This window comes from Burkholderia pulmonis, from assembly GCF_984667975.1.
Map to the genome: position 1 here is coordinate 2,572,549 of NZ_OZ480187.1, position 14,748 is coordinate 2,587,296.

Below are 14,748 nucleotides of genomic sequence, written 5' to 3' on the forward strand. Positions count from 1 at the left end.
TTGCGTTCACGCGGACGGCGCATGCGCATCGAGCGCACGGTAACGGCCGCCGAAGAAGATCAGCGGGCGCCCTTCCGAGCGCGCGCGGTGCCGCGTCACGCGGCCGACGAAGATCACGTGGTCGCCGCCGTCGTACTGCGCATACGGTTCGCATTCGAACGTCGCGAGCGCGTCGGGCAGCAGCACCGCACCGTCGTCTTCCGCGTCGGTGCGCCAGCCCCACTTGTCGCCGTTCGCTTTCGCGAAGCAGTTCGACAGGTGCTGCTGCGTCTCGTCGAGCACGTTGACCGCGTAGCCGTCCGCGCCGGCCAGGTCGCCGAGGCTCAGGCTGCGGCGATCGACCGAGAACAGGATCAGCGGCGGATCCAGCGACACCGAATTGAACGACGCGACCGTGATGCCGATCGGCATCCCCTCCTTGCGCGGTGCGGTAATCACCGCGACGCCCGTCGCGAACATCGACAGCGCGGTGCGAAAGCGCCGTTGCTCGTCGGCACCCGCGTCGGCGCCGGCATGGTTTTCGCTCATCTCGTCCTCCTTGAGTTGCATCGCGGATTCCGCCACGGAATCCGTCTCAACAAAGCACCGTAATTTAGCTTTATTATTTAGCTTTTATTAAATGTAAACACAAAGGCGGCTTCAAGCTGTCGTAAACCCTGATCTTGAAAGCTTTGTTTAAAAGACAACCCTACTGGCGGGATGGATGTTGCGTGACGCCCGTGAATGTCCACGTACACTGCGGCAACCGTATCCCCCGGCTTTCGCGACCCGCGAGAGACGCCGTTTTCCGGAGTCCTTTCGATGCAATCCCGTCCGATCTACATGGACTACAGCGCGACGACGCCCGTCGATCCGCGCGTGGTCGACAAAATGGTGCCGTTCCTCCACGAGCAGTTCGGCAACCCGGCTTCGCGCAGCCACAGTTACGGCTGGGAGGCCGAGCAGGCCGTCGAGGAAGCGCGTGCGCACGTCGCCGCGCTGCTCGGCGCAGACCCGCGTGAAATCGTGTGGACATCAGGTGCAACCGAGGGCAACAACCTCGCGATCAAGGGCGCCGCGCACTTCTACCAGGGCAAGGGCAAACACCTCGTCACGGTGAAGACCGAGCACAAGGCCGTGCTCGATACGTGCCGCGAACTCGAACGCCAGGGCTTCGACGTCACGTACCTCGATGTGCGGGAAGACGGCCTGCTCGACCTCGACGCGCTGCAGCAGGCGCTGCGCGCCGACACGATCCTGGTGTCGGTGATGCTCGCGAACAACGAAACGGGCGTGATCCAGCCGGTGGCCGACATCGGCGCGCTGTGCCGCGCGCGCGGCATCGTGTTCCACTGCGACGCCGTGCAGGCGGCCGGCAAGATTCCGGTGGACGTGAATGCGCTGAACGTCGATCTGCTGACGGTGACCGCGCACAAGGTGTACGGCCCGAAGGGGATCGGCGCGCTGTACGTACGCCGCAAGCCGCGCGTGCGCATCGAAGCGCAGATGCACGGCGGCGGCCACGAGCGCGGCATGCGTTCCGGCACGCTGCCGACGCACCAGATCGTCGGCATGGGCGAAGCGTTTCGGCTGGCGAAGGAAGAGATGGGAGAAGAAAGCCGCCGCGTCGGTGCATTGCGCGACCGGCTGCTGGCCGGACTGTCGACGCTCGACGAGGTTTACGTGAACGGCGATCTGGCACACCGGATTCCGCACAACCTGAACGTCAGCTTCAACTTCGTCGAAGGCGAGTCGCTGATCATGGGCATCAAGGGCGTCGCGGTATCGTCAGGCTCCGCGTGCACGTCGGCATCGCTGGAGCCGTCGTACGTGCTGCGCGCGCTCGGCCGCAGCGACGAACTCGCGCACAGCTCGATCCGCTTCACGCTCGGCCGTTTCACGACCGAAGCCGAAGTGGACAGCGTGATCGCGCAAGTGCGCGACACGGTCGGCAAGCTGCGCGCGCTGAGCCCGCTGTGGGACATGCATCTGGAAGGGGTCGATCTCGATACGATCGAGTGGGCCGCGCACTGAGCGAGCGTGCGCCGACGCATCGCGCCGGCCTGCGGCCGGCGTGCGTCAGCCTTTTTCCTGGCGCGCGATCAGGTGCGCGAGATCGAGCGTCGCCCGGTCGCCGTTGGTGACGAGGCGGTCGATCACCGAGCAGAGTGCCTTGAATTCGGTTTTCGTCACGCCTTCGAACAGCACGTTGTTGATGCGCTGCTGCGTGTCGATGAGCGTCTTCAGCAGCTTCGAACCGGCCGGCGTGACCGTGAGCCGCATCTTGCGCTTGTCGTCGGGGTCCGAACGCTTGTCGATCAGGCCGAGCTTCTTCAGCTTGCCGGTCTCGATCGTGACGAACGCGCCGCTCAGGTGCAGGTGATCGGCGAGGCGGTTGACGGTAACGCTGTCGTCGTGCGACAGATGCGCGACCGACACAAGCAGTGAATACTGGATGCCGGTGAGGCCCATCAGCGAGCCGAAACCGTCGCGCACCGACAGCAGGCGCGCCGCGAACGGCAGCAGCCCGTTGATCAGGTGACGGAATTCCGTGTCCGTGCCGTCGATCAGGCAGGCCGGGTTGGTAATGGTCAGAACGGACTCCTCTTGCTGCTTGGCCATGACGTCGACGCTCCGTGCGGTCATGCGAATTTAGCTTTGAAACGAAATTATACGGCAAAGGCACATGCGCCCCCGGCCAGGTCCGGCGGCCTGCATGCGGCCCGATTTCCCGATACAGGAGACGCGATCATGCCCTTCCCGCTTCATCCCGCGACGATTCGCGCACTGCTCGAATGCTATCTGCGCGCGAAGGACCTGAACCATCCGCCGCTGATCGCCGAGTGCTTCGCGGACGATGCCGAGCTGAGCTTTTCGCTCGCGAGCGACGATATCGATTTTCCGTCGCGCGTGACGGGCGCAGCGGCCATTGCGCACACGCTGGTCGAGGCATTCGGCGAGCGGTTCGAGCAGTGCCGGACTTATTACGTCTGCACGGAACCGGACGTCGACGCGCACGGCGTCAGCAGGATGCCGTGGCTCGTCGTGATGCGGCAGAAGGACAGCGGCGCGCTGCGGATCGGGCATGGCACGTACCGCTGGCAGTTCGCGGGCGATGATGCAGATGACGTCGCACGGGTGACCGCGCTGCACATCCATATCGCCCGGATGGATACGGTCGACGATCCGCAGTCGTTGAAGCTCGACGTGCTGCATGCTGCGTTCGGGTATCCGTGGCTGCCGGCGCATGCGTTCGCGCGCGGGCTGGCGGAGGTCGCTGCGGCAAACCCGGATTGGGAATGGCTGGCGCCGTTTCACGAGGCGGCAGCGGCGGCTTGACCGATCGCGGATGCCGCATGCCAGACGACCCGGCGCCGCGCTGCATCCGCGTCGCCGTGCGCATCACGCCCTGTCGAGCACCTGCCGCACCGTCTCCCAATCCAGCCCGAACCGCGCAAGATACTTGCGCAACCGGTCCGCATCGTTCGGCTGTTTCTTGTTCTGCCGCGACACCGCGAACAGCGTGCGCCCGGCTTCCGACAGGCTCGCCGACCCGCGGCAAACGTCGAGTACGCGTTCGAGCTGCGCACGGTCGAACAGGTCGAGTTCCGCCGCACGCGCACCGAATACCGCATCGACGCACGTATCCGATACCCCCGCATCGCCCGGCAACGACCACGTGCGCGTCAGCCGCTCCACTTCCTGCTCGGCGAGTGCCTCGGTGATCCGCCCCGCATCGGCCAGCGTCGCCATCCGCGTGACCGAGGCCGACAGCTCCCGGAAGTTGCCGGCCCACGCCGCGCGCGGTGACGCGGCAAACGCCAGATAGCGCCGCTTCGCTTCCACGTTGAATCGCACCTGTTCGCCCTGCTCGCGGCCGAAACGGTCCAGCTCGAATTCGAGGTTCGGTTCGATGTCCTCACGGCGCTCGGCCAACCCGGGCAATTCGTAGGTCCAGAGATTGATCCGTGCGTAGAGGTCCTCACGGAACGTGCCGGCCGCCACCATCTGCCGCAGGTCGCGGTGCGTGCCCGCGATCAGCTCGAAGTCGCTGGTCGCCTCGACGTCCGCGCCGACCGGCAGGAAGCGCTTCTCCTCGATCGCCTTCAGCAGCATCGCCTGCTCGTCGAGCCCCAGTTCGCCGATCTCGTCGAGAAACAGCAGCCCGCCGTCCGCCGCGCGCAACAGCCCGGCCCGTGCGGACTGCGCGCCCGTGAACGCGCCCTTCACGTGACCGAACAGCGTCGACATCGCCGCGTCGCCGCGCAGCGTCGCGCAGTTGATCTCGATGAACGGCCCCGCGAGCCGGTGGCGGCCGCGCTTCAGTTCGTACACGCGTTTCGCGAGGAACGACTTGCCGGCCCCCGTCGGCCCGACCAGCAGCATCGGCGCGCGCGAACGCACGGCCACGCGTTCCAGCTGCTCGATCAGTGCATTGAAGCGCGCGTTGCGCGTCGCGATGCCGGCCTTCAGGAACGACACCGTTTCGTCGCGCTCCCGCGTGAAACGCTGCGCGATCCGGTTGTAGCGCGACAGGTCGAGATCGATCACCGATATCGTGCCCGGCCCGCTCGGCCCTTCGTCGGTCCGCTGCGGCGGCCCCGTCTGCACGAGGCGTGCAGGCAGGTAGCGCGCCTCCGCCAGCAGGAACCAGCAGATCTGCGCGACGTGCGTGCCGGGCGTGATGTGGATCAGGTAGTCCTCGTGGTCGAGGTCGAACGGATACGCGCGTGCGTAGTCGTGCAGCGTCGCGTAGACCTCCTCGAAATCCCACGGATCGTGGATCGTGACCGGCGTGAGCCGCACGTCGGTATGCGGCGACAGTTGCGCGAGATCGTCCCGCACGTGATTGGCGAGACGCAGGTATTCCTGCGGATACAGCAGTTCGAGCCGGTCGATCTTCAGGTCGGGCTGCTCGCAGAGCGATATCGTCGGCCGCCACTTCGGGTAGCGACGCGCGGTGCGATCGCCCTGGTCGAGCACGATGCCGAGAAAACCGATGGCGACAGTCTTTCGCATGTTTATCTCATGGGATAAGAAGCGATCCTATTGTATCCAGTTTTCCTGACAGCGCCACGCGAAACGCATCGACACCCAAAGACGATAAAAACAAATTTTCCTTTATTTTCAATGCGTTGAAAAATTATTAGAGCACCGACCCACCCACTGGCACGCTCCTCGCTAAATAGAAAGCGCCGGATGTCCCGCTGGCCCACGAGCCAGGGTTCACAAAGCCCTGCTGGTGCGCCGCCGCCGAACCTCGTTCGTTGCGGCAGCGCATGCCGCCATGGACAGATGAAGGCAAAGGGGCGCGCGCCAGGATGCCTCGTCCGGGTTCGAATCCCGGAGCGCCCATTGTTCGGAAGCTCAGTCAGGTGGAGCAGCCGGCGAAAGCCGGCCAGTGGCGGGTTCGAATCCCGCTCGAACACTGTCTGTAAGGACAGTCTCGTAACGAAAGCAATACCCGCCGGTGCGGGCCGACAGGCCCGCCGCGCGTCGGACCGCTCACGGTTCCGCGCGATCGGCCGGGCGGCCGCACGGCCGGCGCGAATGCGCACGACGACGCGATGCAGGATGCATCGCCGTGTGCTGCAGCGCCGGCCAGCGCGCCGCCCGCCCGATTGCGTCGCACCGCGATCCGCACGATGCGTGTCACCCGGCGGCCATTGAAGAAAAGGACAACAATATGTGGAAGCGACATGTAGTGAAAAAAAACGAACGCGCGCTGCTGATGAGAGAAGGCGATTTCGTGAAGGTGCTGGAACCGGGCGTGTTCAAGGCCTTCGATCCGTTCAAGCGCCTGTCGGTGCAGGCCGCGCGTCTCGACGCGCCGCTCGCCGACACGGCACTGGCCGACTACCTGCGTCACGACGCGCGGGACGTGCTCGAGCAGCACTTCGTCGCGATGGATCTGGCCGACGACGAAGCCGGCCTGCGCTATGAAGACGACGTGCTCGTCGAGATCCTGGCGCCGGGCACGCGCCGGCTGTACTGGCGCGGCCTGACCGTGCATCGCCTCGAACGCGTCGACCTCGCGCAGGACAGCACGCTGCCGGCCGCGCTCGTGAAACGCATCGCACAGCCGGCGCTGCGTGCGCGCGGCGTGGCGGGCCTGACGGGCGTGCTGCTGGCGCAGGTGCCGGCGTACCACGTCGGCGTGCTGAAGATCGACGGCAAGATCGAGCGGTTGCTGGACGCGGGTACGTCGGCGTTCTGGCGCTTCAACCGCGACGTCACGGTCGAACTCGTCGACCTGCGCCTGCAGGCGATCGAAGTCGGCGGCCAGGAAATCCTGACGCGCGACAAGGTCGCGCTGCGGCTGAACCTGGCGGCGACGTGGTGCTATGCGGACGTGCTGCATGCGTTCGGCCAGTTGCAGAAGCCGGTCGAGCACCTGTATCGCGAGCTGCAGTTCGCGCTGCGTTCGGCGGTCGGCACGCGCTCGCTCGACGAACTGCTGGAGGACAAGCAGTCGATCGACGAGGTCGTGATCGCACAGGTGCGTGACCGCCTCGGCGATTCGGGTGTGGACGTGCGCAGCGTCGGCGTGAAGGATATCGTGCTGCCGGGCGACATGAAGACGATCCTCGCGCAGGTGGTCGAGGCGGAGAAATCCGCGCAGGCGAACGTGATTCGCCGCCGCGAGGAAACGGCGGCCACGCGGTCGCTGCTGAACACCGCGAAGGTGATGGAAGAAAACCCGACCGCGCTGCGGCTCAAGGAGCTGGAAACGCTCGAGCGCGTCGCGGAACGGATCGACCGCATCTCGGTGTTCGGCGGTCTCGACCAGGTGCTGAACGGACTCGTCAGCATCAAGGGCACGTAATGCAGGACGCGGCGCGGCACACGTGTGCCGCGCCGGACAATGAAATGAATGGTGAAGCAAATGAGTGACATGGGTTATCAGGTGATGGAACTGGCGAACGGCAAGCCGGTGAAGATGTGGACGCAAGGCGTTGCCGTCGAGGACGAAGCACGCACGCAACTGCGCAACACCGCGCAGATGCCGTTCATCTTCAGCCACGTCGCGGTGATGCCGGACGTCCACCTCGGCAAGGGCTCGACGATCGGCAGCGTGATCCCGACGAAGGGCGCGATCATCCCGGCCGCGGTCGGCGTCGACATCGGCTGCGGGATGATGGCCGCGCGCACGACACTGACGGCGTCCGACCTGCCGGATTCGCTCGCGGGTCTGCGCAGCGCGATCGAACGCGCGGTGCCGCACGGCCGCGCGCCGGGCCGCCGCGATCCGGGCGCGTGGGGCGACCGCACGCCGGCCGCCGTGACCGAATCGTGGAAGTCGCTGCAGCCGGGCTTCCAGCGGATCGTCGACAAGTATCCGAAGCTGGAAAAGACGAACCACTACGCGCATCTCGGCACGCTCGGCACCGGCAACCACTTCATCGAAGTGTGCGTCGACGAGGCGGACCACGTGTGGTTCATGCTGCACAGCGGCTCGCGCGGCGTCGGCAATGCGATCGGCAGCCTGTTCATCGAACTCGCGCAAGCCGACATGCGTCAGCACATCGCGAACCTGCCGGACCGCAACCTCGCGTATTTCACCGAAGGCAGCCGGCACTTCGACGATTACGTCGAGGCGGTCGGCTGGGCGCAGGACTACGCGCGCCGCAACCGGCAGGCGATGATGGGCGCGGTGATCGGCGCGGCGCGCGGCGTGATCGCGAAGCCGTTCGCGGTCGACGAACACGCGGTGAACTGCCACCACAACTACGTGCAGCGCGAACGCCACTTCGGCGAAGACGTGCTGGTGACGCGCAAGGGTGCGGTGTCCGCGCAGAAGGGGCAACTCGGGATCATTCCGGGCTCGATGGGCGCGAAGAGCTTCATCGTGCGCGGGCTCGGCAATCCGGAAAGCTTCTGCTCGTGCAGCCACGGCGCGGGCCGGACGATGAGCCGCACCGAAGCGAAGCGCCGCTTCACGGCCGACGACCAGGTGAAGGCCACGCAGGGTGTCGAATGCCGGAAGGACGCGGGTGTCGTCGACGAAATCCCGATGGCCTACAAGGACATCGACGCGGTGATGGCGGCCCAGCGCAGCCTCGTCGAAGTGGTGCATACGCTGCGTCAGGTCGTGTGCGTGAAGGGATAGCGCGGCACGACGCAATCGACGGTCGATGAAACGCAAACGGCGCGATACCCGCAGGCATCGCGCCGTTTGTCTTTCTGCATCGACATCTGTCTCCGCGCGCCCGGCAACCCACGTGCCCGCACGCTACGGATCGCCACATCCGGCGCGTCCCGTTGCAGCGCGTATACTGGATGCCGTTCGCGCCACTGCACTCGACCTGCACCGCTAGCTGACGATGCGCTTGCAGTCCGGCATCTTCCGCCCGCCTTTTCCCAGTCGATACGAACCGTCATGTCGCACCGTTTCTCGCTTGCCCTCGCTGCCCTCCTCGCCGCTTCCCCGATCGTCACGCAGGCTCGCCCCCTTGCGCGGCCGCCGGTCGAGCGCGACTTCAAGAGCTGGTCGGTCGTCTGCGACAACGGCAACCGCTGTATCGCGGAAAGCCACGCCGACGACATCGACGATGCACGCACCAGCGTCATCCTGCGCGTGACGCGCGATGCAGGCCCCGACGTGCAACCGTCGCTCGACCTCTACGCGTCGGCGCCGCTGGACTTGCGCGCGGCACGCGTCGACGACCAGCCGTTCGATGCGGCCCCGACCCAGTGGCACGCGTTCGGCGACAAGGCCGACGACGAAGCGCACCCGTTCCGGATCCGGACGAACGATCCGGCAACGGTAGCCGCGTGGCTCGCCGCGGTGCGCAACGCGCAACTGCTGAGCTTCGGCGATCCGGCTTCGACCCAAACCGCCCGCACGCCGTTGTCGGGGCTAAGCGCCGCGCTGCTGCTGATCGACGACACGCAGGGCCGCGTCGGCACCGTCACGGCGCTGCTGCGCCCCGGCACGAAGCCTGCGGCGTCGGTGCCGGCCGCACCCGCATTGCCGCCCGCCGTCACGCCGGCGCCACCGCCCGCCGCAAACCTGTCGGCCGACGAACAGCGTCCGCTCGTCGACGCGGTACTCGCGAAATTCGGTGCCGACGTGAAGCAATGCGCAGCCGACGTCGAAGACGAAATGTCGGCGAGCGATCGCCGGAAGGCGTCGACGGCCGTCGCGATCTCGGCCGACGAGGCGCTCGTCGCGATCCCGTGCCAGACCAGCAGCATGTATAACCACACCGACCTGTGGTATCGCGTACGCCGCACGGCACCGTATGCGCCGACGGCGATGAACTTCGGGGAGAACGCGAACGCGGGCCTCGATTCGGCGTCGTTCGCAAACGAGCTGACCGAGGCCGGCTACGATCCCGCGAGCGCGATGCTGTCGAGCAAGGTGCGGTTGCGCAGCGCCGGCGATTGCGGCTCGACCGCGTCGTGGATCTTCGACGGCCGGCGCTTCGTGCTCGACGACATCGCGACGCACGGCACCTGCAACGGCCTGTTCCAGGATCAATGGCCGCGCCTGTATCGCCGGGCCGACGCGACCGGAAGCCACTGACACGCACCGCGTTCAACCCTCACCACCCGAAGGGCCGACCGATGAATGTCCCTTTCATCGCCGCATCGCGGCGCGCACGCGGCTGGCGTTACGCGCTTTCGTTCGCACTGGTTGCCGTCACCGCATTCGCGTCGCTGCCGGCGCGCGCCGCGGCAAGCACCGACGATTCGGTCGAAATCCCGTTCTGGTCGCGCGACTGGGCCGGCACGATCGGTAGCCGCCATGTCGAAGTGTCGCTGTCGCGCGTCGCCGATGCGATATCCGGCTGGTACTGCTATGCGCCGTGCGCATCCGACAAGCGCTATCGGCTGGCGCTGAAAGGATCGCTCGACCCGCACGGCACGACGCTGTCGGAACGCGACAGCGGCGCGAAGACGAATGCCGATCGCGTGACGGGCACCTGGCGCGTCGCGTCGTTCGACGATGCGGTAAGCGGCACGTGGACCGCGCCGGACGGCAAGCGCACGCTGCCTGTCTCGCTCGCGCCGAAACGCGACGGCAGGCCGTTCCCTTACGACATCCGCCTCGTCGCGGACAAGCTGCCGAACGACGGCGGTTCATGCAACGACGTGCCGCACGTGAGCGCGATCCGCCTGTACGACCACGGCCGCCTCGTGCAGACGTTGCAGACCGATTCGCAGGGTACCTGCAACCTGTTTACGCCCGAGTTCGCCGACGTGAACTTCGACGGCTGGCCCGACCTGATGCTTGCGCAGTCGATGGGAGCCGGCCCGGACATCCCGTACCAGACGTGGATCTTCAACCCGAAGACGCGGCGTTTCGTCGATGCGCCGCAGGGGCTGCAGGACATCACGTCGCCGGATTTCGATCCCGTGCACCGGATCATCTGGACGAGCTGGCGCGCGAGCTGCTGCGAGCACGGCGTGACGACCTACCGCTGGCAGGGCAACGACGTGAAGCAGATCGACACCGCCAGCAGCTACCTGCTGCCCGTGCTCGACGGGAACACGCGCCGCTATTGCTACGTCGTGCCCGGCTACGGCGACGGCTATATCGAATTCCCGGAACGCATCGAGCAGACCGATACCGGGCTGCGCTCGACGCTGGGCGCACCGAAGGACTGCGAGGTGGACGACTCGCCGTCGTCGCGCATGTACATCGACATCTGGAAACCGGGTGCGCCGGGCAGCGCACCGACGCTCGTGCGCACCGAAAAGGTCGTGTGGAAACGGACGTCGACCCGCGCCGGCATGAAGTTCTGCCCCGATGTACCGTTCTACGACAACGGCCGCATCCGCCGCATCCTGCTGCGCGACGATCCCGACCAGTGCAGCGACACGAATCCCGACAAGAACTAGCGTGCGGCACGCCCGCATGGGCGTACCGCCATCGCGTCACGCGCCGACGATCGAGATCGAGAACCCGTCCCAGCCCTTCTGCCCGACCGTCTGCACGGCCGTCGTCGTGAGCGCCGGCTCGGCCACGAGGCGCGCGAACCCGTCGCGCACGCCGACCACGTCGGGCTCGATATTGTCCGGATCGGCCACGCGTCCGCCCCGCACGACGTTGTCGACGACGATCACCGTGCCGGGCCGGGACAGCTTCAGCGCCGCGTCCAGATAGACCGCGTTGTTGTTCTTGTCCGCATCGATGAAGATGAAATCGAACGGCGCCTCGCCGGCGTCGACGAGCCGCGCGAGGCTGTCCTTCGCGCTGCCGACCACCACCGACACGGCCTCCGCGAACCCGGCGCGCGCGATGTTCTGCGTCGCGACCTTCGCATGGTCCGGGTTCAGCTCGAGCGTCACCAGCGAACCGCCGGGCGGCAACGCGCGCGCGAGCCAGATCGTGCTGTAACCGCCGAGCGTGCCGACTTCGAGAATCCGCCGCGCGCCGCGGATCGTCGCGAGCAGCTGCAGCAGCTTGCCCTGGTTCGGCGCGACGTTGATCGCCGGCAGCCCGGCCGCGTCGCTCGCCGCCAGCGCGGCGTCGAGTGCGTCGTCGGACGGCACGAGCGTCGCGGAGAAATACGCATCCACCTGGTTCCACTGATCCTGATCCATCGTGCACCTTTCGTCTGCGAAAAAAGGCATTCTAAGCGCGGCGCCCCCATAAGCAACAAACCATTCGTTCTAAGGGCAGTAGCGCACGTGCTCCTATAATCGGTCGACCATCACAACAACAGACGGAGCACCCATGACCGATCAGGCCCATTCGAACTGGCGTCTCGAAACCATCGCCGTGCACGGCGGTTATCGTCCCGACCCGACCACGCGCGCGGTCGCCGTCCCGATCTACCAGACCGTTGCGTACGCATTCGACGACACGCAGCACGGCGCCGACCTGTTCGACCTGAAGGTCCAGGGCAACATCTACACGCGGATCATGAACCCGACGACGGACGTGCTCGAGCAGCGGATCGCCGCGCTCGAAGGCGGCATCGGCGCGCTCGCGCTCGCATCGGGGCAATCGGCCGTCACGTACGCGATCCAGACGATCGCCGAAGCCGGCGACAACATCGTGTCCGCCAGCTCGCTGTACGGCGGCACCTACAACCTGTTCGCGCACACGCTGCCGCAATACGGGATCACCACGCGCTTCGCCGATCCGCGCGACCCCGCATCGTTCGAGCCGCTGATCGATGCGCGCACGAAGGCGATCTTCGCGGAGTCGGTCGGCAACCCGCTCGGCAACGTCACCGACATCGCCGCACTCGCGGCAGTCGCCCATCGCCACGGGATCCCGCTGATCGTCGACAACACGGTGCCGTCGCCGTATCTGCTGCGACCGTTCGAGCATGGCGCGGACATCGTCGTGCACTCGCTGACGAAATATCTCGGCGGCCACGGCACGAGCCTCGGCGGCGCGATCGTCGATTCGGGCAAGTTCCCGTGGGCCGAGCATGCGGACCGCTTCAAGCGGCTGAACGAGCCGGATGTCAGCTATCACGGCGTCGTCTATACGGAAGCATTCGGGCCGGCCGCGTATATCGGCCGCGCGCGCGTGGTGCCGCTGCGCAACATGGGCGCGGCGATCTCGCCGTTCAACGCCTTCCAGATCCTGCAGGGCATCGAGACGCTGGCGCTGCGGGTCGAGCGGATCAGCGACAACGCGCTGAAGATCGCGCAGCATCTCGCGCGCCACGAGCACGTCGAATGGGTGAACTATGCGGGCCTGCCCGATCACCCCGACCATCCGCTCGTCGCACGCTACCTGTCGGGCCGCGCGCCGGGCATCCTGACGTTCGGCGTGAAGGGCGGCCGCGACGGCGGCGCGAAGTTCCAGGATGCGCTGAAGCTGTTCACGCGGCTCGTCAACATCGGCGATACGAAGTCGCTCGCGACCCATCCGGCATCGACGACGCACCGTCAGCTGTCGCCGGCCGAGCTGGTCAAGGCCGGCGTGAAGGAAGAAACGGTGCGGCTGTCGATCGGCATCGAGCATATCGACGACCTGCTCGCCGATCTCGACCAGGCGCTCGCGCAGCTTTGACCGGAACGGGCATGCCGGCTTGCCGGTGCGCCCGCACCTGACACCTTGACCTTGAAGCGGCTTCAGGGTGTTCAATCCCCGGTTGATGCCGGCGCCACGTCCGGCGTGTACGATCGTGCAACGCAGCCTGCGCTGCGGCACGCCAACCGCCGAGAGGGCCCATGACACCGACCGCGAAGCTTGCGCTGCTCACCTTACCGCCCCTACTGGCGGCCTGTCTCGGCGCCCTCGCGGCCGCCTGGCGCGCGCCCGGCCCGAAAACGTCGAGCGTGATCCAGCATTTCACCGGCGGCATCGTGTTCGCGGCCGCCGCGCTCGAACTGCTGCCGCAGGACCGCGCGCATGCGCTGTTTCCGGTCGTCGTCGGTTTCGTGCTGGGGATTGCGCTGATGCTCGCGATCCGCGCGCTGTCGGGCGCGATCGAGACGCGCTACGAGGAATCGCGCCTGCCCGTGAGCCTGATCATCGTCACCGCGATCGATCTCGTCGTCGACGGCCTGGTGCTCGGCATCGCATTTTCCGCGAGCGACGAAAGCGGCATCATCCTGACCGTCGCGCTGACGCTCGAGGTGCTGTTCCTTGCGCTGTCGGTCAGCGCGGCGCTTGCCGCCGCCGGCATCGGCCGCACGCTATCGATCGTCGTGCCGGTCGGGCTTGCCGCGCTGCTGAGCATCGCGGCCGTCGCCGGCAACGCAGCGTTCGCCGGGCTGCCGACGAACATCTACGCGGCGCTGCTGGGGCTCGGCACCGTCGCGCTGCTGTACCTCGTGACCGAGGAACTGCTGGTCGAAGCGCACGAAGTGCCCGAAACGCCGTTCGCCACGGCGTCGTTCTTCATCGGCTTCATCGTGTTCTTCCTGATCGAAGGATCGGTGAAGGCCGGATAGACGGTGCGCAACGGCGCGCCGGCTACCAGGTCGTCGCGCCCGCCGGGTACGTGTCGACGATACGCGTGCCGTTCACCGGCGTGACACCCTCGTTGCGCAACGCGGCCCACAGGTCGATCGCATGCTCGCGCGACTTGCGGCTGCCGTCGTCGGTCAGCACGTTCAGCGCGATGACTTCGTCACGCGTCGTCAATTGCAGCTGTTCCTTGAGCTTGCGCGACTGATGCGACGCAGTGCGGACGTCGCCGAGCACGATCCGTTGCTCCGCCATCGGCAGCCCGCTTCCTGCATCGGCCGGTACGAACGTCAGCCGGCCGTTGTCGACTTCGCACTGCCCGCGCGTAAACGTCGCACTCCACTCGCCTGCCGGCACGGCCGCGAATTCGCAGCGCATCCGTTCGTTCGCACGCTGGCCGACGTCGTGAGCCGATGCGTGCGACAACGCACGCTCCGGCCAGCCGGCCGCCATCGCGGCCGTCGACATCAGGCATGCCGCAAGCACGATTCCTTTCGCGATAGTCCGCATGACGCTCTCCTCTGCATGAATGAATCCGGCGGCAGGCTTCAACCCGGCCGGCCGTGAATGAACGATCAAAGCACCGCGAAGCGGTTGTCGTGCGCATCGACCATCGGCAGCTTCTCGCCACGATGAACGGTCGAGCGATGAATCTCCTGATTGCGCGCGACGGCGGCCGGGCTCGCCGGGTAGTCGTGATTCGGGCTCGGGATCACGCCGTCGTGGCGCGCGCGCATCAGTTCCTGCCTCACCTCCTGACGACTCTTCGGCTGCGCGGACACGGCCTGCGAGAACGCTGCGATCGACAGTGCGGCAACGGCGACGGCGATCATCGGGCGCGGAATGTTCATGTTGTTTGCTCCTTGCTGGAAAGGCGTGACAGG

14 protein-coding genes and 1 tRNA gene are annotated in these 14,748 nt (G+C 66.6%); 9 read left to right on the plus strand and 6 right to left on the minus strand.

What is annotated here, in order from left to right:
- Nucleotides 1-6: 6 nt before the first annotated feature.
- Complete coding sequence (locus AC5LXK_RS28210) at nt 7-549, minus strand: flavin reductase family protein (RefSeq protein WP_493391928.1); 543 nt, start codon at nt 547-549, stop codon at nt 7-9.
- A 252-nt stretch (nt 550-801) separates the two neighbouring features.
- Between AC5LXK_RS28210 and AC5LXK_RS28215 the strand changes: the two genes are divergently transcribed.
- A complete protein-coding gene (locus AC5LXK_RS28215; RefSeq protein WP_493391929.1) occupies nt 802-2,013 on the plus strand; it encodes an IscS subfamily cysteine desulfurase in 1,212 nt (403 codons plus the stop codon).
- A 45-nt stretch (nt 2,014-2,058) separates the two neighbouring features.
- Here AC5LXK_RS28215 and AC5LXK_RS28220 read toward each other — a convergent pair whose 3' ends face one another.
- Complete coding sequence (locus tag AC5LXK_RS28220) at nt 2,059-2,601, minus strand: MarR family winged helix-turn-helix transcriptional regulator (RefSeq protein WP_493391930.1); 543 nt, start codon at nt 2,599-2,601, stop codon at nt 2,059-2,061.
- Nucleotides 2,602-2,730: 129 nt separating this feature from the next.
- Between AC5LXK_RS28220 and AC5LXK_RS28225 the strand changes: the two genes are divergently transcribed.
- Nucleotides 2,731-3,318: a nuclear transport factor 2 family protein gene (locus AC5LXK_RS28225; protein ID WP_493391931.1), complete on the plus strand. Its 588-nt coding sequence runs from the start codon at nt 2,731-2,733 to the stop codon at nt 3,316-3,318.
- Between the two features lie 63 nt (nt 3,319-3,381).
- Here the strand turns inward: AC5LXK_RS28225 and rtcR are convergent, their stop codons facing one another.
- Complete coding sequence (rtcR, locus tag AC5LXK_RS28230; protein WP_493391932.1) at nt 3,382-4,998, minus strand: RNA repair transcriptional activator RtcR; 1,617 nt, start codon at nt 4,996-4,998, stop codon at nt 3,382-3,384.
- Nucleotides 4,999-5,335: 337 nt separating this feature from the next.
- Between rtcR and AC5LXK_RS28235 the strand changes: the two genes are divergently transcribed.
- The 5 genes from AC5LXK_RS28235 to AC5LXK_RS28255 all read left to right on the plus strand — a co-directional run bounded on the left by AC5LXK_RS28235 (nt 5,336) and on the right by AC5LXK_RS28255 (nt 10,827).
- Nucleotides 5,336-5,408, plus strand: a tRNA-Phe gene (locus AC5LXK_RS28235).
- A gap of 257 nt (nt 5,409-5,665) precedes the next feature.
- Nucleotides 5,666-6,805: a slipin family protein gene (locus tag AC5LXK_RS28240; RefSeq protein WP_493391933.1), complete on the plus strand. Its 1,140-nt coding sequence runs from the start codon at nt 5,666-5,668 to the stop codon at nt 6,803-6,805.
- A gap of 60 nt (nt 6,806-6,865) precedes the next feature.
- Nucleotides 6,866-8,089 carry an RtcB family protein gene (locus AC5LXK_RS28245; RefSeq protein WP_493391934.1) on the plus strand — a complete coding sequence of 408 codons (1,224 nt, stop codon included), beginning with the start codon at nt 6,866-6,868 and terminating at the stop codon, nt 8,087-8,089.
- Between the two features lie 270 nt (nt 8,090-8,359).
- A complete protein-coding gene (locus tag AC5LXK_RS28250; protein ID WP_493391935.1) occupies nt 8,360-9,508 on the plus strand; it encodes a DUF1176 domain-containing protein in 1,149 nt (382 codons plus the stop codon).
- A 41-nt stretch (nt 9,509-9,549) separates the two neighbouring features.
- Complete coding sequence (locus AC5LXK_RS28255) at nt 9,550-10,827, plus strand: XAC2610-related protein (RefSeq protein ID WP_493391936.1); 1,278 nt, start codon at nt 9,550-9,552, stop codon at nt 10,825-10,827.
- A 36-nt stretch (nt 10,828-10,863) separates the two neighbouring features.
- Here AC5LXK_RS28255 and AC5LXK_RS28260 read toward each other — a convergent pair whose 3' ends face one another.
- Nucleotides 10,864-11,532 carry an O-methyltransferase gene (locus AC5LXK_RS28260; protein ID WP_493391937.1) on the minus strand — a complete coding sequence of 223 codons (669 nt, stop codon included), beginning with the start codon at nt 11,530-11,532 and terminating at the stop codon, nt 10,864-10,866.
- 133 nt (nt 11,533-11,665) lie between these two features.
- Between AC5LXK_RS28260 and AC5LXK_RS28265 the strand changes: the two genes are divergently transcribed.
- Together AC5LXK_RS28265 and AC5LXK_RS28270 are read left to right on the plus strand one after the other, a co-directional pair.
- A complete protein-coding gene (locus tag AC5LXK_RS28265) occupies nt 11,666-12,961 on the plus strand; it encodes an O-acetylhomoserine aminocarboxypropyltransferase/cysteine synthase family protein (protein WP_493391938.1) in 1,296 nt (431 codons plus the stop codon).
- Nucleotides 12,962-13,122: 161 nt separating this feature from the next.
- Nucleotides 13,123-13,848 (plus strand): ZIP family metal transporter, encoded by a 726-nt coding sequence (locus AC5LXK_RS28270; RefSeq protein ID WP_493391939.1) that lies wholly within the window; start codon nt 13,123-13,125, stop codon nt 13,846-13,848.
- A 22-nt stretch (nt 13,849-13,870) separates the two neighbouring features.
- Here AC5LXK_RS28270 and AC5LXK_RS28275 read toward each other — a convergent pair whose 3' ends face one another.
- Entirely contained in the window at nt 13,871-14,374 is a 504-nt protein-coding gene (locus AC5LXK_RS28275; RefSeq protein ID WP_493391940.1) for a hypothetical protein, read from the minus strand.
- Nucleotides 14,375-14,439: 65 nt separating this feature from the next.
- A complete protein-coding gene (locus AC5LXK_RS28280) occupies nt 14,440-14,715 on the minus strand; it encodes a DUF4148 domain-containing protein (RefSeq protein ID WP_493391941.1) in 276 nt (91 codons plus the stop codon).
- Between the last annotated feature and the right edge of the window lie 33 nt (nt 14,716-14,748).